This window comes from Streptococcus sp. k-402 (genome assembly GCF_013277515.1).
GTDB lineage: Bacteria > Bacillota > Bacilli > Lactobacillales > Streptococcaceae > Streptococcus.
Window position 1 is genome coordinate 81,549 of record NZ_VMNB01000008.1, and the last position, 19,604, is coordinate 101,152.

A 19,604-nucleotide genomic window follows, 5' to 3' on the forward strand; every position below is an offset into this window, starting at 1 on the left:
ATCAACCTCCTACTTGCGCTTTTACTGCTTCAATCAAACGTGATTGTTGTGCGTCTTTGGCAGTTAAAGCTTTTAGAATATCAGCATCAATTGTACCTTCCGTTACAATATGCTGAATAATAACTGTATTTGCTTGTTGTCCTTGTCGCCAAAGTCGAGCATTGGTTTGTTGGTACAGTTCAAGTGACCAAGTTAATCCAAACCACACTAAGTGATGACCTCCCTTTTGTAAATTTAGACCATGTCCTGCACTAGCTGGGTGTAGCAAACCAACAGTGATGTTCCCTTTATTCCATTCATGAATATCAGTTTCACTTTTAAGAACTGTACTTTTAACCCTAAGCTTGTTCAATCGTTCTTGAATACGAAGTAAATCATGCTTAAACCAATAAGCGACCAGAACTGGTTCTCCATTTGCGGCTTCAATAATATCTTCAAGTGCATCAAGTTTTTGATCATGTAACTTGATAATTTTATGATCATCAGAATAAACTGCACCATTAGCCATTTGAACCAGTTTATTGGATAAACTAGCAGCATTTGCTGCTGTTATTTCAATTTCGTTAGAATCAGAAATAACAGAATCCTTTTTAAACTCTTTATATCTTTTTGCTTCTGCATTTGTGAGATGAACTGATTTTTTCGTTGAGATTAATGTTGGCATTTGTAGATAATCCATTGCTTTCATAGAAATTGTGATGTCGTCAATCTTGTCAAAGATTTGACACTCTGCATAGTCCATTGGAATATATTCATAAACGACATTTCCATTTCTGCGTCCCTCTCTAAAATAACGACTTCGATATTCTCCAATAAAACGTCCCAAACGGACACCGCCATCAATGACTTTAAACTCCGCAAACAAATCCATCAATCCATTAGAACTTGGTGTGCCTGTTAAACCTACCACTCGTTTCATGTAAGGGCGCATGGCCATAAAAGCTTTAAAACGTTTTGATTGCCATGATTTAAATGAACTTAATTCATCAATGACAATCATATCCCACTTGAAATGAGGATGACACTGTTCAACTAACCAAGGGAGATTTTCACGATTGACGATGTAGATATCCGCATCTTTATGGAGTGCTTCTTGTCGTTGTTTGGGACTGCCTACAATTTTTGAATATCTCAAATGAGACAGTTCTGTCCATTGCTCTATTTCGTCACTCCATACTGTATTTGCGACTCTAAGTGGAGCAATTACCAGTACTTTATGAATTTCATAGCGATCAAACATCAGTTCATTAATAGCTGATAAGGTTGTAGCTGTTTTTCCCATCCCCATGTCTAAAATGACTGCTGCATAAGGAGTTTTTATGATGAAGTCCTTGGTGACTTCTTGATAGTCATGCAGTTTCAATTTCATCCAATATCCCCTCAATATCATTCTTATTATCTAAAACATAGACTCGAAATCCTAAACGTTCAAATAGCTTATGCCGTGAAACCTGCAAAGCTCTAGGATGTTGATTAGGTGCTTTTACTTCCACCAAACCAAACTTGCCATTGGGTAAGAATACCAATCGGTCAGGTACTCCTGAAAAGGAAGGTGATACCCACTTTGGACAGATACCACCACGCTTTTTAACCTCGCTTGCTAATTTTTGTTCAATCACTTTTTCTCTCATACTTGTCCTCTCATCAGATTTAAATGGTGGAGGTCTAATGAGGTCATTTACTAAACTTTCCTTATATACTTTTTATTAGTTAAATTTCCTATAGAGATAGTTTTAGAAAAGACCATCATTGACTTACACTAAACAATGAAATGGAAGTCGTGGAACTTAATCCATAAAATTTTTGACCAAACTTCACAAATTATTTTTCACTGAATACTTCAACGACTTACACTCCAAAAATACTTGATTTAAAATCAAGTGGAGGTACACCCTCACTTGTGTAAGTCATTAGTTTAGAAAATCGTCGTTATCAGCTTTTAATGATAACCCCATAATAAAATTCCCTTTATTAGTTCGTTTTCGTTCATAACCAGCTTGATTAAGTGCAGCATAGAAATCAGTTGTACTTCGTGTGTATTCTAAATTTTGAAGGCAATATGCACGATACTTGCTGTACAGTTCTCCTGATTTCTCACTTAATGTTTCTCCCACTTCACAACTTTCATTGATGAAATGTCCTAACCAGTCATTAGCTTCACGATAAGATTTAACAGAGTTTGTTACTGCTTTTGGAACTGATGTTTTAAAATTTGCTTTGATGGCTTTTTCCGCTCCTTCAATAATCCACGATAAAATTGCTGGTCCAGCTTTATCATACAGATAATCCGCAAAATTCTTGATATCTGAACGACCAGTAATTTTGGCATTAAATGGAATAACAACCAAACGTCGCCAAGTTCCATCATCGTTCGCTCCAACTTTTGGTAAATGATTCGTATAAAGTACCAGCGTATGAGATGGAACAAAATGGAATGGATCCTTATACTTCTTTTCTGCTTGAATTTCATCAGTTGAGGTAATTTGCTTCACAACTGCAGTATTCAATCTCATTCCTTCTGCCATTTCAGAAGCAATAACAAGACGTTTTCCTTTTAACTCAGCCAGTTCTGGACTCACATTTCGTTTATTATTCATTGTTAAAGCATCTGCAGATAATTTGCCAGAATAGCTTCCAAGTACTCTAGCGATTGTATTCCAAAAGGTTGATTTCCCATTTGCTCCTCCGCCATAAGCAATAATCATATGTTCTTGATAGACTTTTCCGATTGCTGTCATACCGATGATTTCCTGTACATAATCAATCAACTCCTGGTCATTACAGAAAAAAGTAGCTAAAGTTTCCTTCCATAATCCCATACCTTCATCACCTGGAGATACAGTGGTTATCTTAGTGATGTAGTCTTTTGGGTCATGTTCATGATAATCTCTAAGTCCATTTCTTAAGTTGTAGGTAGCGTTGGGAGTATTGAGCAACATATCGTCCTTATCAAGTTCTGATAAATCAATGGCTAGCATTGGTTTTGCAGTATTATGAGTTGCAGTAATATATCGATAATCTCTTCGCTTCATAACAAACTGATAATAAGCTTTTGAGGAAAGATAAATAGAATGAAGTTTTTGTTGAATCGGTGTTTCAATCACTTTAGTAAGAGCTTTACCACCTTCACGAACTACTGATTCATCAATTCCGGAGTTAACTAACTCTATAACGGACTTTTCGTATTGTTCAAGAGCATCTGCTAGTTGAAAGTCCATAAACTCAAGAACCTTTCCTATGGCCAATTGTTTATCTTCTTTCCAATACTGACCATTAAAAGTTAAATAGTCTGTCGCATTTGTATAAGCTAAAACATCGCCATACTCTCTAGCTAATACTCCAGCTTCTCCGATATCAGAAAAATCATCCGGTTTTAAAGAAGGCCTATTGAAACTATCTGGTGCAATATAATCATCTGAAGCTTTAATAGTCCTATTGTAAAATCGAACCGCACTTCCCCAGATTGTGTCTAGTTCAGATTTTTCTAATGGTGGTTCACATCTAGATGCCTGCTCATCAAAACCACTCCTTGCTTCTTGTGTAACTCCTAATCTTTTAAGAATTTTAGCCGCAAAAACTGACATGGTTGAATTTCGACTTCCCTCAGCGATAGGTCTTTTAGGTGTTCTATAAAAGTCAGAATCAAAATCTTCTTCTACTTCTTGTAGTAAATCTTCATCGATAGTCATCCATGAATCATTCCATATAACTTTAGCTTTCGGATTACCAAAGAAGAACCTTGCCGCATCTTTTGCATTATCATCAAAAAATTGATACCTATTCGTTAGCTCTTCTTTCATAGCAACATAAGCTTCCCTATCGTTTGTTTCTTTAATTGGAAAATAAATATGAAACTTTGGACGTGCTATCATTGCACCCTTAGACAACATATGATTTCGGCTAGTAACCAAAGCAAAGTCATAATCAATAAAGATTTCTTTAATGTTCTCTTCTGTAATCCACTCGTTAGGGTTATCAGTCTTGTCATTATCAATATCCATGACAATAACATCTGATTTTATAAAATTTGAGTTTGAGCGAGTATGATTGATAAACTCTGCACCTACATGATCGTATTGAACTACATTCAATAATGATTTATCATCTGTTATTCTGACTTTATTGGGATATACAGTACTTGTTTGGATACCTGTCTTTCCAGAATGACATAACGAAAATTGCATCCGCAACTCCTCCTTAATCTGCTAATAAATTGAGAGTCTATTTCTCTATCTATCTTTATAGGTAAAATTTGCCTGCTATTTTCCGGTTCAGAAGAAATTTATTTCAAAAAAAAATACTCTTCCTTTATATGTCAAAGGGAGAGTTTTCTTTGTTTTAAATTTTTTATTAATTTTTGAAAAAACCGGAATTCAATCATCTCTTTTTACCTATACAGGTGTAAGAATTAGAAATCGAATAGAAAAATATTTTTTAAAATCCGGAAATTCTAAAATGATTCTTACCTATAAAGATAGGAGGATGTGAAATGACAAAAGAACAATTGATTGAACATGATGAACAATTAGTAGATACACTAACTGCCATCAGTGTTATCTCAAAACAACTAGCCAAAAAAATCAAGGAGGACGAACAAAATGAGCAAAATGAAACAACTGAATGACTTATTAAATGAGATGAAGGAATCAGCAAAGTGCCAGTTAAGAATTATAGAAGAGTTTCAAGAACTACTGTCTGAGGAAAACACTTCTTCAAGTCACGAAAAAGTTATGGAAGAACCAAGACATGTTACTCTTGAAGAACTAAGAGGTGCGCTTGCTACAAAAGCTAGTGAAGGATTTAAAGATGAGATTCGAGCTTTGTTAAAAGCCTATGGTGCTGATTCACTTTCAAAATTAGATCCTAAAAACTACTCAGCTTTAATGGAAGAGGCTGGAGGTATTGGTATTGACTAATCATGCTGTATTATCCGCTTCTGCTTCTCATCGATGGCTAAATTGTCCACCATCAGTAAGATTAACCGAAAAATTAGAAGATAAGGTTTCAACGTATGCATTGGAAGGAACAGAAGCCCATGAGTTGTGTGCCTATTTAGTTGAAACTGCACTTGGACGTAAGGCGCGTGATCCTACTGAAAACTTAACTTTCTATAACGAGGAAATGCAACATTGCGCAGAAGAATATCGGAACTATGTAGTTGAACAGATAGAAATTGCAAAAACATATTCTAGAGATCCAACCGTTCTTGTTGAACAGCGACTAGATTTCTCAAAATGGGTTCCAGAAGGTTTTGGAACAGAAGACTGTATTATTGTAGCTGATGGTTTGCTACAAATCATCGATTATAAACACGGTCTCGGTGTACTGGTTGATGCTGACCATAACCCCCAAATGATGTGCTATGCTCTAGGTGCTTTAGAAATGTTTGAAGGATTATACAGTTTTGATAAAGTGACAATGACTATTTTCCAACCACGAAAGAAAAATGTTTCAACATTTGAAATGGACAAAGAAAAACTACTTCACTGGGCTGAAACTGAACTATCTCCTAAAGCTGAACTAGCTTTCAGAGGTAAAGGAGAAATGAAATCAGGAAAACACTGCCAGTTCTGCAAAATAAAAAGCATTTGCCGCAAACGTGCAGAAGATAACCTAGAACTTGCCAAGATGGAATTTGCTGATCCTGCTACTCTTAGTAATAAAGATATATCGGAGATTTTACCAAAAATTGAACTATTGATAACATGGGCTAACGATGTTAAGAATCATGCTTTAAATCTAGCTACAAATGGCCATACAATCCCAGGTTACAAGCTAGTTGAAGGACGTTCTATTCGAAAATTCTCAGATGAAAATAAAGTAATTCAAACAGTAACTGCTGCAGGATTTGACCCCTATGAAAAGAAACTACTAAACATTACCGGGATGACTAAACTGCTTGGAAAACAAGCCTTTAATGAGCTTCTTGGTAATCTAATTATAAAGCCAAATGGAAAACCTACACTCGTTCCAATTGATGATAATCGTCAAGAAATGAACCTAGCAAAAACAGATTTTATAGAGGACTAAACTTATGACAACAAAAGTTATTACAGGAAAAGATACACGTTTTAGTTATTTAAACGCTAATGAACCAAAAGCTATTAATGGTGGTAAACCAAAGTATAGCGTGTCACTCATCATTTCAAAAGATGATGTTCAAACTATTGATAAAATTAAAGCAGCAATTGAACAGGCCTACAAAGAAGGTGAGTCAAAACTGAAAGGAAATGGAAAGTCTGTTCCATCTTTAGAAGTATTGAAAACACCACTACGAGATGGGGACTTGGAACGTCCTGATGATGAAGCTTATCGCAATGCCTACTTCGTAAATGCGAACTCTCCACATAAACCTGGTATTGTTGATGCTAACCGTCAAGAAATCATTGATACTTCAGAGTTATACTCCGGTATCTATGGACGTGCCAGCATCTCCTTCTACGCTTTCAATTCAAACGGAAATAAGGGAATTGCTTGCGGTCTTAATAACCTGCAAAAATTGCGAGATGGTGAGCCTCTGGGAGGTCGTACAAGTGCTGAAGATAACTTCGCTACAGACGATGATGATTTCTTAAACTAAGAAAGGAGAGATGAAAGATGATTTTTTCAATTTTTATGACTATCTTAATGGCAGTTTGGCTATTCACTGGACTATATGCTGCATTTATGACAATTCGAGATGATATCCGATCAGAAAAAGAGAGAAAACAAAAAATGGTGAATGCAAATGACAATAATTGAATTCCTATGGACTGTTGCATCTTGTCTCACAATCGCTTTACTCAGCCATCTTTTATATGTTAGTATTCGCAATGACATCAGATATGAGAGAGAACGATTCTTTAGTCGCAGAAATAAACACTAAAACATGGTGGCAGTTCTTTCTGCCACCTTTTTAAGAAAGGATGAATTATGCAAATTAAAGAACTATCAGTAGACATAGAAACTTATTGTGATGTAGACCTACGGAAAACTGGAGTTTATCGATATGCGGAAGATGAATCTTTTGAAATACTTCTACTAGCAGTATCTATCAATAATGCTCCTGTAATTGTTTATGACATAACTAAGGATGAACTTCCAAATCTCATCCTACAAGCCTTGCTTGATGATACTGTCATTAAGTGGGCTTTTAACGCAACATTTGAACGCATTTGCCTGTCTAATTGGATTAAGAAACATTACCCAACATTACTTACTGAGAACTTTTTATCCCCAAACTCTTGGCGATGTAGCATGATTTGGTCTGCTTACTTGGGATTGCCCTTGTCACTTGAAGGTGTAGGTACGGTTCTTAAACTTCGTGAACAAAAACTAAAAGTTGGGAGTGAATTAATTCGCTACTTCTGCCTTCCTTGTAAACCCACAAAAGTAAATGGTGGTCGAACACGTAATTATGAAAATCACGCGCCAGAGAAATGGAAAAATTTCATCGAGTATAATAAACGAGATGTAGAAGTTGAACTAGCAATCAAAAAAAGGTTGCAAAACTTCCCAGTTCCTGACTTTGTATGGGATGAGTACCATCTTGATCAGAAGATCAATGACTGCGGTATTGGAGTTGATGTTGACTTTGTCCAATCAGCTATCAAAATTGATGCAGAGAGTAAAGCAAAAATCCAAGAAGAATTGAAAGCTTTAACAGGTCTTGAAAATCCCAACTCTGTTCTACAGATGATTGGTTGGTTACGTGAGCACAATATAGAAACAGATTCACTAGATAAAAAGACTGTAAATAACCTTTTACATAAAGTTGATGAAAAAACTGCAAGGGTTCTAAAATTACGTCAGCAAGCAGCAAAATCAAGTGTATCCAAATATCAAGCAATGATGAATTGTGTTTGTAAGGATGGACGAGTAAGAGGAATGTTCCAATTCTATGGAGCAAATCGTACTGGGCGATGGGCTGGACGACTGGTACAACTTCAAAACCTACCCCAAAACCACTTAAAAGACATAAATGAAGCAAGATTACTTTTTACAACTGAAGATAGTGATACTGTTAAACTTCTCTACAATGTTCAAGATACATTGTCACAGCTTATTCGAACATCTTTTATTCCTAGTAAAGATAAGAAATTTATGGTTTGCGACTTTTCTGCTATTGAAGCTCGTGTTCTATCCCATCTAGCAGGTGAGACGTGGAGAACTAAAGTTTTTAATAAAGGGGAGGACATTTACTGCGCCAGTGCCAGTAAAATGTTCCATGTCCCAGTAGAGAAACATGGAGTTAATGCACACTTACGTCAAAAGGGAAAGATTGCAGAGTTGGCTCTGGGATATGGTGGTTCTGTAGGTGCTCTTAAAGCAATGGGAGCTATTGAGATGGGATTAGCTGAAGAAGAACTACAACCACTTGTTGATTCATGGCGAACAGCCAATCCTAACATTGTCCTTCTGTGGTGGGATATCGATAAGACCGTCAAAACTGCTATCAAGGAAGAAACCGAAACGGAAAGTCATGGAATTCTATTCAGTGTTGAAAAAGGAATGTTATTTATTACTCTCCCATCTGGACGAAGATTAGCTTATGTGAAACCAAGAATTGGAGAGAATCAATTTGGAGGCGAATCAATAACTTATGAGGGAACCGGTACTGCAAAACGATGGGAAAGATTAGAAAGTTATGGTCCAAAGTTTGTAGAAAACATCGTTCAAGGAATTAGTCGAGATATCTTAGCTTATTCAATGGAACAACTAAAAGACAAGAAAATCGTTGGCCATATTCACGATGAGGTTATCATCGAGTGCTTACCAACACAAAAACTGGATGAAATATCTAATCAAATGTCCATTTCTCCAATCTGGATGAGAGACATAAATCTACGAGCTGAAGGGTATGAATGTTACTTCTATCAAAAAGACTAAAGAAAACCCGCATCCTTAATAGGATAGCGGACTTCTTTTATTATTGGTTTAATTCTCTATAGACTTCTTTAGCCATTGCTTGTGCTTTCTTAATAGCTTCATAACCTTGAGTCTTTTTCATTCCAAGTTTATTAATAATATCTTGTTTTGCGATATCCATATTCTCATAAATAAGTCTTAGAATTTGACCATATTTCTTATTTCGACGTTCTACTTCTTCAATTAGTTCACTAATTGTTTCTAACATCATAATAATCTCTTCGTGAGAGTCTACACCAGTTGGATCGAAACCTACTTCTTCGTTATTAGACATTTTATCCAACATCTCATCTAAAGATAAGTCATTACCTTTAGTAAAACGATTAAGATACTCGTTAACATCCATATTGAAGATTTTAATGACATTGTCAAAATCCTCAATAAAGACTGGTACAAAACCTACAAGTACAGCTTTCCCATAAAACTTAAATGTTTTTAAGTTTTTAGGGTTAATATCTTTGCTCTGTCTCATTTCCTTATCTCTAATTACAAAAGGAGCAAGAACTTGATTAAGTGCACAAGGTACATCGTTATATGCCTTTTCACTTTTATAGCGATCTGGAGTGTATTTTGAATTGCGTTGTTGTTCATTAATTGGCATGTCTTGTCACCTATTCCTTCGTTCACAAAGGAATAACTCATGCCAAAAAAACTATTAAATTTTATTTCTGACCACATCAGCATTTCCTTTGCTAAATCATGGTCAGTCGACTTCACAGACTGAACTGCTATTCACAACTTCCACCTTTGAAGTCAGAGGCCGTGATCAAGGGCAAGGTTTCGGTTGGATAGTAACTTTGTAAACGCACTCATTATAAAATTACAAAACCTTATTTTTCTGATATAATTATTAGTAAATAAATCTATATCTAGGGAGAGGTTTACATTACAAAGTATACTTTATTTGTAAGTTTAACCTCGTATGGTTTCGGAGGCTTTCGGATACTATCGGAAAAAAGGAGGTGATAATGAGTGCAATTTGCAGAATTCCTTAATTTGCTATACGTCAACATAGGGGGAGAGATGTCGAAAAGTGAATTTCTCAATACACTAATTGAAAATTCAATCGAGAATCCTGATGATAATCCCCTCTCCAATTTGGCGCCCGATACAATTAATAGGTATTTCTCGCCATCCGGCAATACAATATCTAAGAATAAAGCTAACAAGCTTATCAAAATTATTCAGCTCTCTGCTCTTACAACTCATATAGAAAATCAATTAACAGTCGACACCATTGATAGACTAGCTGATACCTTACATCAATATGGGCTCTATACAGATGATTCTGAACTGGAAATTTCTGAAATTTGTGCTCAACTTTTTCTTAATTTTTTGCAAGGAAAAGTAGGTATCCAAACTTTTAAAAAAGAACTGCCATCTGTTGGTGAAATTGAAATTACAAAAGTCCGTTATGAAAATGGAAAAATAGTTATCGGCTCACAGTATCTTCAGTTACCAGAAAAAGGACCTATTCCTGATTCTCTAGTTGAATTTGAAGATGTTTACAGTAAGCAACTTTTAATTGCATACTCTGAAAATGATGGTAATCCAAAAACAGATTATTACAATGTCCAAAATCTCCCCCAAAAGTACAGAAATCACTTACATGATCAAAGAGTGAATTTCTTCAACGCTGATTATGTATTACGGGCTATTAGAGACGGCTTTAAAGATAGTGAACAACAAATTGCACTACTAAAGCAAGAAACCTATGATTCAATTAGTGATATTCTGTTTGAAGATTACAAAACTTCATTCAAAAAAGTTACTGAAACACTCAAACATATCACAACGGTTTCATTTTCAAAACCTGAGATAACACAAATCCAGAACTTCATTGGTAACTCTGAAAAGAAAGGTCTTTGTCATTCACTAGTAAACGATGGCAAATTTAACTGGGTAGATGATAATGAATAATATATTTGATACTACTTCAGAAGTAGCTATGCAATGTTTAATCACAATTAATTGCCTAAATAAAAAAAGCCTATCACTCGATAGACTTTGGTTAATTAATTTTTTAAGCTTATATGCTAAGGATTTCAAATTTAGTGAAATCAACCTGTATGGAGATAGCATTTATTCTTCAGTACAATTGACTGTCAGGCATGAAAAAGTAAAAAAAGCGATTCTACTATTGGCATCAAAACATCTTATAAGATTAGATGAAGGGAAAATAGGTAAAATTTCTATAACTCAAAAAGGTCAAGATTTAGTCGACAAACTGAATTCTGATTTTGCTAGTTCCTATAAGGTAGTTACCAATAGCATCTACAATACTTTAAAAAATATGAGTGATTTAGAATTGCTCGCATTTACTCATGAACATATTCTAAATAAGGAATGATTATTATGGAAGCATCTTACTTGAAAAAGTTAACTGTAACTGGAATACATAAAAAATCTGAAATAAATTTTAATAAAGGACTTAACATTATCACAGGACCTTCCAATGTCGGGAAAACCTGCATTGTTAAGTGCATCGACTATCTTACTGGTAGCTCTTCTCTCCCTTTTTCTCCTTCAACACACTACAATACCATTACTTTAGAAATTTCAGTTGACGATAGTCTAGTTATTTTAAGTCGAAACCTCGAAGAAGATACCATTATTGTTGAATCTACACTTCCAAGTATTCTTTCAGGGGAATACTACTCAAAAAACAAGAGTAAAAACAAAGAGCCAATAAGTAATGTCTGGCTTCAAGTTTTTGGAATTACTCCTCCAGTTACAGTGGTTAAAAATAAAAACTTTAAGACACAAAAACTTGGGGTTAGAACCTTTATAAATTCTTGGATAATTCATGAAAATGATATGAATCGTCCTACATCAATTTTACTACCTCAGATGCCAAACCAACGAACAGCTTACCTATCAGCACTTCTTTACTTGCTTTATGGAAAAGATTTTTCTGAAATCAAGAGACAAGAATCAGCTGAAGAAAGAAAAATACGACATGACTCTGTAAAAAACTATATTAGCTCAAAGATAGTCCAGTTTAATGAGCATCACAATCGACTAGCAAAAGAATTAGACCAAAAATCAGTCATAGATATTGAAACTGAAATTGATCAACTATCAGAAAAGTTACATAACTTGCGAAATACTCTCACTAGTACAAATTCAAAACATGAAAATCTACTGCAGCAAATTGCAAAAATTGATTCTGAACTATCTGAGAAATCCGTATTACTCAATCGTTTCAATGAACTTTCAAGTCAATATCAATCTGACTTCAATAGATTATCGTTTATTGTAGAGTCACACAATGAATTAGCAAATGTAGCAGACTCAGCTTTATGTCCCGTCTGTAATAATCACATCAATCAAGATTCATTGGAACATCATCTTGACTCTTTCAGTGAGGAATTGACCACTTTAATTAGTAAAATTGAAACTCTAAACAAAACGAATACTGATTTACAACAAAATATTTCAGTACTATTAGAGTCAAAAAATAAACTTGAACAGCAAAAGAAAATGATTTCAGCTGAAATTGATAATATCTTGCTACCTGATGAGAAAAAACTTTCCTATAGAATTCAGCAGTATAAATCATACATCAAAACAAAAAGTGATATTGAAACTATAAATAAATTGGTAGAAAATTGGTCTCAAGATATTGATGATTTAGAAAATGAGAAGAATGAAAAAGTCGAGTATCTTCCCAAAGACGAATACCCAGCTCAGTTTTGGCAGTATATGACTAAAAATATACAATCAATCCTAGCTGAGTGTGCTTTTGACAAAGCCAGCTTTAGTCGTTTTGATAGGAAAGAATTTGATATTATGCTAATGAATGAGAAGAAGATTGCCCGATATGGTAAAGGTTTTATTGCATATTTAAATACTGTTGTAGTTTTAGCTTTAAGAAAAATATTCTCTCAACAGGCTCAATATAAACCATTCTTCTACATTTTTGATACTCCTCTACTAGGCTTAGATGAAGGGGAAAAAAATGATACTCCAGAAAGTATGCAAATTGCCTTATTTGAATACTTTAAGTCTTCAGCTTACGAAGGACAACTAATCGTCATTGAAAACTCTAGAAATCTACCAAAGCTTAATTATAATGACATTAATTATATTGAATTTACAAAAAATCATAGGTATGGGCGCTATGGTTTTCTTGACGGTGTAAGTGATGATTAACTTTATATAATAAGGAGAAACTATGGCACAAAAAAATGTAAAAAATGACTCTGTCTATATCAGGCAACTATATCGTGAAGAAACAGGTTTCCGTATGGTTTCCTTGAATTCCTTCTCACCATTGGTTTTTCCTCCTTTCTAGAAACCTACCTTTTTATTAAACCGACTTCAGTTGATGAAAGATCAGAAAAACTGTAACAAATTAGGCATGGAAAAAAAAGGGGGGACGTTTCTATTCCCATATACCCATTCGGTATTGAGAAAAACATACCCTCTATGTGTATATGGGAATAGATTTCATTTCCAAAGACTATCATTCAAACATATTCAAGTCAAGTGTTTACTTTTATACTTACCCCCTTAAATGAAAAAACCACTGTTATCAGTGGTTTTAAAAATCCTTTCGTTCCAAGGTTTCTAGGCTCTTACGAGCAGAGCAACACACTCGACGTGATGCGTTTGTGGAAAAAGATCCACTGGCTGGACTTTCTTCAACTCATATCCCAACTCTTGGTAGAGTTTGATATCACGTGCCATAGTTGCGACATTACAAGAAATATAGGCAATGCGATCAGCTCCTGTTTGGCTACTTGCCTTGATAAAGCTTTCGGTTAAGCCCTTGCGTGGAGGATCAACCAAGATAACGGTTGGTTGAATTCCTTCCTTGAGCCAATTCTTCATGGCATTTTCAGCTGTGTCACAGACATAGTTGGCATTTGAAATATTGTTCAGTTGAGCATTCTTCTTGCTATTCTCAACTGCTTCTGGAATGACTTCAACACCATAGACTTCCTTGACATGTTTCGCAACCGAAAGACCAATCGTCCCGATACCAGAATAGGCATCAATAACCACATCATCTTCTTTTAATTCAGCAAAGTCAATAGCTGTTTGATAAAGTTTTTCAGCCATTTCTGTATTAACTTGGTAAAAGGCTGGTCCAGCGATTTGGTAGTCATTTCCCAACATCTGGTCGGTAATATAGTTTTGTCCATAAAGGGTGCGCCATTCCTTACCAAAAATCGCATTGGTGTTCTGGTCGTTGATATTTTGCATAACAGACGTAATGTCTGGGAACTGCTTGATTAGTTGTTCAATCAATTGCTCCACACGAAAAACTTTGGGACGAGTTGTTACCAAAATAACCATAATTTGTCCTGAGTAATGACCACGACGCACCACAAGGTTTCGAATCAAGCCAGCTTGTTCCTTTTCATCATAAGGTTTCAAATCATAACGACGGAGCAAGTCGCGTAGGGCTACAACTACCTCATCAATCACAGGATCTTGGATAAAGAAATCTTCCAGTGGCATGAGGTCGTGGGAATTCTTACGGAAAAATCCAGTTTCCAAGACACCATTCACTCGACGAACAGGGACCTGTGCCTTGTTGCGATACTTGACTGGATTTTCCATACCCAAAGTTTCAGCAACTTCTACATCAGCAATTCCAGCAATCTTGTAGAGACTGTCCTTAACTTGCTTGGTTTTAAATTTGAGCTGTTCTGGATAGGCAAGATGACCTAAATCCGCGATTCCTGAACGCAGGTAAGCCAAATCTAGATCTTGATTACGATATGGTGACTGGAGAAGGTATTCTTCAACTTTCCCAAAGCCAATCTTTTTATTGACCTTGAGAACTCGCATGAGGATTTTTTCATTTGGTAAAGCATTCTCGACAAAGAATACCAAACCATCCACCTTGGCAACTCCTGCGCCTTCATGTGTCAAATCAACAATTTCAACTTCTACAATATCATTTTTCTTTAACATTCTCTTCTCTTTCTATTGGCCGACAAAAAAGACGGCAACGTTACGGTTACCATCTATTATACCATGAAATTTGTAATCAGATTCTCTTTATCTATGCTAGTTCATTGCTTTAAAGGCTGCTTCTGCATCCGCATTGCTGATGACACCAAATTGAATCTTTCCAATCTTTCCTTGGCTATCAATTAAATATTCTGTAGGAATGCTTCGAATTTGATAAGCTTGGAAGGTGGTTGCTTTGGTATCATAAAGCACTGGGATATCCTTATAACCTTGATCTTGGAACCATTGTGGGAATTGCTCGACAGTTTTTTCACCTTGAATACCTGGTGCAATGACACTAAGAATTTCAAAATCACGATCTGGTTTTGCAGCTAATTCCATCAACTCAGGCATACTTTTCTTACATGGACCACACCAGGAAGCCCAAAACTTCAAATAGACTTTTTTACCTTTATAATCAGATAACTTAACTTCTTTGCCATCCATGGATTGCAAGGTAAAGTCTGGAGCCTCTTTTCCGACTGCTATTTGTTGTACAGTCGTTTGTTGCTTTGGCTGTTGTGCCGCTTGAGTCTTTTTAGTTTCTTCCTTACCACAAGCCAGCAATACGACTAATGACAAGAGGCTTAAGCCAGCAAACATAATTTTTTTCATTTTTTTCTCCTTTATTCAAAAATTCCAGCTAGGACATTTACTTGTCCTAATAGTAACAAAATTCCCATTAAAATAATGAGGAAACCACCAATTTTCTTCAGTAGCATCATATGACGCTTGATTTTACTAAAATAAGGCATCACGACTCCTGAAGCTAGCGCCAATACCAAGAAAGGAATGGCCATCCCCAGAGTGTAAATCAAGGTATAAATAGCTCCTTGCAAAGCCCCATTGCCTCCAGAAGCCGCAAGCGCTAAAACAGAACTTAAAACTGGACCGATACATGGCGTCCAACCGAAGCTAAAGGTAATACCGAGTAAAAAGGCCGACCAATAACGATTGGCTTCTGATTTCTTAAAAGTAAAGCTTTTTTGAACCTCTAATTTCTTAAAATGAAAAATTTCCATCTGGTGAAGACCCAAAATGATAATAATGGTTCCCATGACATATCGAAACCAATTTGCATAGAGAATATGACCAAAGTAACCAGCACCAAAGCCTAGAATAAAGAAAATGAGAGAAATACCTGCGATAAAGCAAAGCGTTCGAATCAAACCGGACCAAAGAACCTTTCTCCCAAACAAGGAAAAACTTTTTGCACTTTCCTGATCATCCAATAAAATCCCAGCATAAACTGGCAGAAGTGGAAAAATGCAAGGAGAAAAGAAGGACAAGACCCCTGCTAAAAAAACGGAGATTGAAAATACTAGCGTTTCCAATAAAGAACCAACTTTCTTAAGATTTCTAATCCTATTTTACTATATTCAATTTAATTTGTATGCTTTCTGCTACGCAAAATCGGATCGGGCACTACTGGACCAATCTTTTCTTTTGCTAGTCAAGGCGGATCTTATCCCCAAAATAGCCAAAAAGCAACGACAAGGGTTACTCGTCGCTGCTTTTGTAAACGGAAACGTCTTTTAGATTTGACATTTCATAAATCATGTTTTACTTGAGTTTGGCAAGGATTGCTTTAAGCTCCTCTACTAGTTTAGCTTCTGTCTCTACTGAGCCATTTTCCTCTTTCACGAAATCAAGGGTTTCTTGGAGAAGGTTTTTGGCTTTGGCAAGGACTTTTTTATCCGCTTTTTCTGCATCTAGCTGTCCAAGAACTTTTGTCAATTCCGTGCTTAATTGCTGGATTTCTGACTCTTTCTTACGACGCACCAACCAGAAGGCAATCACGCCTAGGAGGGCAAGTAGACTGGCCACAATCACTCCTGCTGGAACTGAGTTTGTTTCAGCCATCTTATCTGAATCCTTACTATCTTCCGTTCCTTGTTTGGCATCCTTCTTGTCCTGTGTAGGCTTGCTGTCGCTAGCATTTGCTTTCACATCTTTGAGAGAGTCCAAGGCAACCTTCACAGACTCTACTGCAGTACGCAGACCTTGCTCTGTCAAGGCACTATCTTCCAGAGCTTTTTGAGCATCTAGGAGGACAGCTTTTGCTGCATCGATTTTCGGATCAGATACTGTTGCCAAAGCTTTCAAGCGTTGGTCTAACTCTTGAGTCAAGGCACGAAGTTCAGACTTGTCGACTTGCTCTTGAGCTGGAGCTTGCGTGCTCGTTGAGCTAGCTGAAGAACTTGCTGCCACTCTAGGAGCTTGAGTCGGAGCTGAACTTGGAACTGGGGCAGGACTTGCAGGTTGACCCGGAGCAGTTGGTTGAGACGGTTGTGGAGCTGGCTCAGATGGAGCTGTTGGAGTCTCAGTAGCTCCTTGGTCTGGCTGAGTAGGAGTAGAAGGTTGCGGTTGAGGCGTAGGAAGTGGACGTGGAGATGGTTGTGGATTGATGTTATTGATAGCATCGATTCCTGCCACTTTTGCCTGTTCTACATCCTTATTTGTTACGCCCTTGTCTACAGCAGTCTTAGCATCCTTGGCTTCTTGATCCACCTGTTGCAATGCTCTTGACTTGTCCTCACTTGTCAAATCAAAACGATTCGAAATTTCTGTTTTCTTAGCAAATGCAGCAACTTCTACAGCCTTAATCGCTTTGCCTTTTTCTGTTTCTGTTGGAATTGCTACAGAGTTAATAGCACTTACTCCTGCCGTTTTAGCCTGAGAAACTAACTCTTCTGTATTCTTATCAGCTTTATTAATTTCCTCTTTGGCATGATCAGCCGCTGCTTTTGTAGAAGATTTAACTTTTGTTTTCTCTTCTGTCGTTAAGCCAGAATTATCTGAAATAGTCTGATCTTTAGCTCGTAACGTATTATCAACAACTGCTAAAGCTTCTTCTTTGCTAAGAGAGACTAAGCCCGCAGTTTTAGCCTGCCCTACACTATCATTTGTACTAGCTTTATTAATCTCATCTTTTGCTTTTTGAGCTTCCGCTTTAGCCTTAACTATTGCTGCTGTTCGCTCGGATTCTTCTAATGCTGTCTGTTTACCAATTTCAGATTCTACTAATCCCAACTTATCTTCTACAGCCTTAATCGCACTACTTCTATCAATCTGTGGTGTTAACACTGGGACTGTCACTTCGTCACTGAACCACGAACCGCGATCATCCGGATCGGTATCATTAACTTTCCCAGACATCTCTAAGACAGTTACAGCTTTTACCTTACCCGAACCAATATCTTTCCCAGACACATAATTATCGGCAGTAATTATTGCTTTCCCATTTTCACCTACCTCTGCGGTTGCAATAATTTCATAATTAGATGGATAAGCATTTACTCCTTCCTTCTTACCACCACTCCTATGGTAATCTTGATCATAGATTCCGTACTGCTCTCCATTACGCACAAGATACACTTTCATTTTGCTATCACCTGGCAGAGAAAGATACTTTGCAACTGTAATATTTACCTCAGGTTTATTATTATCATTTTGGGTTCTATTAATAGCAGTAATGGTTGGTTGTTGAAGAGGTTGGTAGTAGCCGAAACTAAATGATTTAGTCTTACCACTCTCTCCTGTTACGGTTATCTTAATCACACCTTCTCCCTTAGGAGTTCTCCCTTCAAACGATAATGTCGCTTGTTTTGTATTAATACCGTCCTTAGTATGCTTGTCAAAAAAATTTTCTCCCTGATAATTGGTAGTATCAACTGTAATTCCCTTAATTTTTTCATTTTTTGATACTATTTTGACTTGTAAATTTTTTGCTATATAGCCCTGCCCCGGAGGTACTACTCGAATATTAGAACTATCAAATCCTTGACCTTTAGTTAAGCCAATCTGAACATCCGTCAATTCTGTATCACGTTTTCCTCTTCTCCTAGAGTTATTAGCTCCTTCTATTTCGGCTTTGTCTATCTGATTACCATCCAGTAACTTGTGAGCTTTTTCGACAAGTTCTCCAGAAATCTTTCCGTCGTCTGAAAGTCCTAACTTTTCGTTGATGGTATCTGCTAAGTTTTTAAAATCTGCTGCCGACTCAGGATTGGATTCTTTCAAGCTTTTAGATGCATCTATCAATTTATCATATAACTGATACCCGTCTTCTTCTTGAGATTGATCTATCTTATCTTCTCTGTTAGCTTCTTCTTTGATAATTGAGGATTTTTCTTCCGACTCTGGTTGAGCTTCTTTTTTATCTTTTTCTACCTCAGACACAGTAGATAATTCACCGGATACAGGTTTAGTTCCTCCATCAACTTTTTCTTCACCTGATTTCTCCGATTTTTTTACTTCACTTACACTCTTTAGTTCAGTTCCTTCAACTAGACTATCTTGCTCTTTTTTCTCTGTTCCTTGAGTTTCTGCTTCAGTTCCTGCTTGTCCTACGCTTGGATTTTGACTGCTTGTATCTGATGGGGGAAGACAGATGGATTCCCAGTGTTAGCATTTCCATCCTGACTGATCACTTCTGTACTTGCTTCCGCCGCCTGAACTTCTGTCGCTGGATTAGCCACAAAAAAGACAGACCCTAGCAAGACTGAGGCTGCTCCGATTGAAAACTTGCGTATAGAAAAGCGTTGACGCTCATTCATTTTAAACTGTTTCATGTTTTTTTACCTTTCTTTCTGCCCTGTATTTGCACATCTATCCATGTTTGAGCAAGCATCAACTCGCTACAAAAACAGGAAAACATGGCCTTTTCTCATCTTGAAAAAATGACAAAAAAGCCCAGTGTTTACTAACACTTCATTATATCAACTTAG

Annotated in this window: 19 protein-coding genes and 1 pseudogene; 10 read left to right on the forward strand and 10 right to left on the reverse strand. The window is 36.5% G+C overall.

Going from position 1 to position 19,604, the window contains the following annotated elements; all coding sequences use genetic code 11:
- Position 1 precedes the first annotated feature (1 nt).
- The 3 genes from HT724_RS06480 to HT724_RS06490 all read right to left on the reverse strand — a co-directional run bounded on the left by HT724_RS06480 (position 2) and on the right by HT724_RS06490 (position 4,184).
- The gene (locus HT724_RS06480; RefSeq protein WP_173276735.1) at positions 2-1,369 is read right to left on the reverse strand and encodes a DEAD/DEAH box helicase; all 1,368 of its coding nucleotides are present in this window, start codon (positions 1,367-1,369) and stop codon (positions 2-4) included.
- Complete coding sequence (locus HT724_RS06485; RefSeq protein ID WP_173276734.1) at positions 1,350-1,631, reverse strand: VRR-NUC domain-containing protein; 282 nt, start codon at positions 1,629-1,631, stop codon at positions 1,350-1,352. Before HT724_RS06485 ends, HT724_RS06480 begins: the two co-directional genes overlap by 20 nt.
- Before the next feature lie 279 nt (positions 1,632-1,910).
- Positions 1,911-4,184, reverse strand: coding sequence for a phage/plasmid primase, P4 family (locus HT724_RS06490; RefSeq protein ID WP_173276733.1), 2,274 nt, complete (start codon positions 4,182-4,184; stop codon positions 1,911-1,913).
- 305 nt (positions 4,185-4,489) lie between these two features.
- Between HT724_RS06490 and HT724_RS10410 the strand changes: the two genes are divergently transcribed.
- The 6 genes from HT724_RS10410 (at position 4,490) to HT724_RS06515 (ending at position 8,868) form a co-directional block, all read left to right on the forward strand.
- Complete coding sequence (locus HT724_RS10410) at positions 4,490-4,624, forward strand: hypothetical protein (RefSeq protein ID WP_275690537.1); 135 nt, start codon at positions 4,490-4,492, stop codon at positions 4,622-4,624.
- A complete protein-coding gene (locus tag HT724_RS06495; protein WP_173276732.1) occupies positions 4,599-4,916 on the forward strand; it encodes a hypothetical protein in 318 nt (105 codons plus the stop codon). The genes HT724_RS10410 and HT724_RS06495 overlap by 26 nt, the downstream gene beginning before the upstream one ends.
- Positions 4,909-6,030, forward strand: a complete 1,122-nt coding sequence (locus HT724_RS06500) for a DUF2800 domain-containing protein (RefSeq protein WP_173276731.1) — start codon at positions 4,909-4,911, stop codon at positions 6,028-6,030. The genes HT724_RS06495 and HT724_RS06500 overlap by 8 nt, the downstream gene beginning before the upstream one ends.
- 4 nt (positions 6,031-6,034) lie before the next feature.
- Complete coding sequence (locus HT724_RS06505) at positions 6,035-6,580, forward strand: DUF2815 family protein (protein WP_173276730.1); 546 nt, start codon at positions 6,035-6,037, stop codon at positions 6,578-6,580.
- 17 nt (positions 6,581-6,597) lie between these two features.
- The gene (locus HT724_RS06510; protein ID WP_173276729.1) at positions 6,598-6,741 is read left to right on the forward strand and encodes a hypothetical protein; all 144 of its coding nucleotides are present in this window, start codon (positions 6,598-6,600) and stop codon (positions 6,739-6,741) included.
- Between the two features lie 171 nt (positions 6,742-6,912).
- Entirely contained in the window at positions 6,913-8,868 is a 1,956-nt protein-coding gene (locus HT724_RS06515; RefSeq protein ID WP_173276728.1) for a DNA polymerase, read from the forward strand.
- 40 nt (positions 8,869-8,908) lie between these two features.
- Here the strand turns inward: HT724_RS06515 and HT724_RS06520 are convergent, their stop codons facing one another.
- Positions 8,909-9,508: a hypothetical protein gene (locus tag HT724_RS06520; protein WP_173276727.1), complete on the reverse strand. Its 600-nt coding sequence runs from the start codon at positions 9,506-9,508 to the stop codon at positions 8,909-8,911.
- Between the two features lie 371 nt (positions 9,509-9,879).
- Between HT724_RS06520 and HT724_RS06525 the strand changes: the two genes are divergently transcribed.
- Genes HT724_RS06525 through HT724_RS10250 form a run of 4 tightly spaced genes read left to right on the forward strand, consistent with a single transcriptional unit; the run spans position 9,880 to position 13,204 of the window.
- Positions 9,880-10,827, forward strand: coding sequence for an ABC-three component system protein (locus HT724_RS06525; RefSeq protein ID WP_045615963.1), 948 nt, complete (start codon positions 9,880-9,882; stop codon positions 10,825-10,827).
- Positions 10,820-11,257 carry an ABC-three component system middle component 2 gene (locus HT724_RS06530; RefSeq protein WP_001059494.1) on the forward strand — a complete coding sequence of 146 codons (438 nt, stop codon included), beginning with the start codon at positions 10,820-10,822 and terminating at the stop codon, positions 11,255-11,257. The genes HT724_RS06525 and HT724_RS06530 overlap by 8 nt, the downstream gene beginning before the upstream one ends.
- A 5-nt stretch (positions 11,258-11,262) precedes the next feature.
- Positions 11,263-13,062 carry an AAA family ATPase gene (locus HT724_RS06535; RefSeq protein WP_173276726.1) on the forward strand — a complete coding sequence of 600 codons (1,800 nt, stop codon included), beginning with the start codon at positions 11,263-11,265 and terminating at the stop codon, positions 13,060-13,062.
- 22 nt (positions 13,063-13,084) lie between these two features.
- A complete protein-coding gene (locus HT724_RS10250) occupies positions 13,085-13,204 on the forward strand; it encodes a S24 family peptidase (protein ID WP_240156728.1) in 120 nt (39 codons plus the stop codon).
- A 275-nt stretch (positions 13,205-13,479) separates the two neighbouring features.
- Here the strand turns inward: HT724_RS10250 and rlmD are convergent, their stop codons facing one another.
- From rlmD to HT724_RS06570, 6 genes and pseudogenes are all read right to left on the reverse strand, one after another.
- Positions 13,480-14,835 carry a 23S rRNA (uracil(1939)-C(5))-methyltransferase RlmD gene (gene rlmD / locus HT724_RS06540; RefSeq protein ID WP_173276725.1) on the reverse strand — a complete coding sequence of 452 codons (1,356 nt, stop codon included), beginning with the start codon at positions 14,833-14,835 and terminating at the stop codon, positions 13,480-13,482.
- A 96-nt stretch (positions 14,836-14,931) separates the two neighbouring features.
- On the reverse strand, positions 14,932-15,489 hold the full coding sequence (gene sdbB, locus HT724_RS06545) for a thiol-disulfide oxidoreductase-associated lipoprotein SdbB (RefSeq protein WP_173251673.1): 558 nt from the start codon (positions 15,487-15,489) through the stop codon (positions 14,932-14,934).
- A gap of 11 nt (positions 15,490-15,500) precedes the next feature.
- Complete coding sequence (ccdA2, locus tag HT724_RS06550; RefSeq protein ID WP_173276724.1) at positions 15,501-16,208, reverse strand: thiol-disulfide oxidoreductase-associated membrane protein CcdA2; 708 nt, start codon at positions 16,206-16,208, stop codon at positions 15,501-15,503.
- A 229-nt stretch (positions 16,209-16,437) separates the two neighbouring features.
- Positions 16,438-16,854 (reverse strand): hypothetical protein, encoded by a 417-nt coding sequence (locus tag HT724_RS06555; RefSeq protein ID WP_173251698.1) that lies wholly within the window; start codon positions 16,852-16,854, stop codon positions 16,438-16,440.
- Positions 16,855-17,280: 426 nt separating this feature from the next.
- Positions 17,281-18,258 (reverse strand): annotated as a pseudogene (locus tag HT724_RS10255) (DUF1542 domain-containing protein); the annotation flags it as partial.
- Between the two features lie 965 nt (positions 18,259-19,223).
- Complete coding sequence (locus HT724_RS06570) at positions 19,224-19,448, reverse strand: YSIRK-type signal peptide-containing protein (RefSeq protein ID WP_173276723.1); 225 nt, start codon at positions 19,446-19,448, stop codon at positions 19,224-19,226.
- Positions 19,449-19,604: the final 156 nt, after the last annotated feature.

Excerpts from the sequence above, each read along its gene's own strand:
- HT724_RS06480 (WP_173276735.1), bottom strand. The coding sequence starts at position 1,369 with ATGAAATTGAAACTGCATGACTATCAAGAAGTCACCAAGGACTTCATC.
- HT724_RS06485 (WP_173276734.1), bottom strand. The coding sequence starts at position 1,631 with ATGAGAGAAAAAGTGATTGAACAAAAATTAGCAAGCGAGGTTAAAAAG.
- HT724_RS06490 (WP_173276733.1), bottom strand. The coding sequence starts at position 4,184 with ATGCAATTTTCGTTATGTCATTCTGGAAAGACAGGTATCCAAACAAGT.
- HT724_RS10410 (WP_275690537.1), top strand. The coding sequence starts at position 4,490 with ATGACAAAAGAACAATTGATTGAACATGATGAACAATTAGTAGATACA.
- HT724_RS06495 (WP_173276732.1), top strand. The coding sequence starts at position 4,599 with ATGAGCAAAATGAAACAACTGAATGACTTATTAAATGAGATGAAGGAA.
- HT724_RS06505 (WP_173276730.1), top strand. The coding sequence starts at position 6,035 with ATGACAACAAAAGTTATTACAGGAAAAGATACACGTTTTAGTTATTTA.
- HT724_RS06510 (WP_173276729.1), top strand. The coding sequence starts at position 6,598 with ATGATTTTTTCAATTTTTATGACTATCTTAATGGCAGTTTGGCTATTC.
- HT724_RS06515 (WP_173276728.1), top strand. The coding sequence starts at position 6,913 with ATGCAAATTAAAGAACTATCAGTAGACATAGAAACTTATTGTGATGTA.
- HT724_RS06520 (WP_173276727.1), bottom strand. The coding sequence starts at position 9,508 with ATGCCAATTAATGAACAACAACGCAATTCAAAATACACTCCAGATCGC.
- HT724_RS06530 (WP_001059494.1), top strand. The coding sequence starts at position 10,820 with ATGAATAATATATTTGATACTACTTCAGAAGTAGCTATGCAATGTTTA.
- HT724_RS06535 (WP_173276726.1), top strand. The coding sequence starts at position 11,263 with ATGGAAGCATCTTACTTGAAAAAGTTAACTGTAACTGGAATACATAAA.
- HT724_RS10250 (WP_240156728.1), top strand. The coding sequence starts at position 13,085 with ATGGCACAAAAAAATGTAAAAAATGACTCTGTCTATATCAGGCAACTA.
- rlmD (WP_173276725.1), bottom strand. The coding sequence starts at position 14,835 with ATGTTAAAGAAAAATGATATTGTAGAAGTTGAAATTGTTGATTTGACA.
- sdbB (WP_173251673.1), bottom strand. The coding sequence starts at position 15,489 with ATGAAAAAAATTATGTTTGCTGGCTTAAGCCTCTTGTCATTAGTCGTA.
- HT724_RS06570 (WP_173276723.1), bottom strand. The coding sequence starts at position 19,448 with ATGAAACAGTTTAAAATGAATGAGCGTCAACGCTTTTCTATACGCAAG.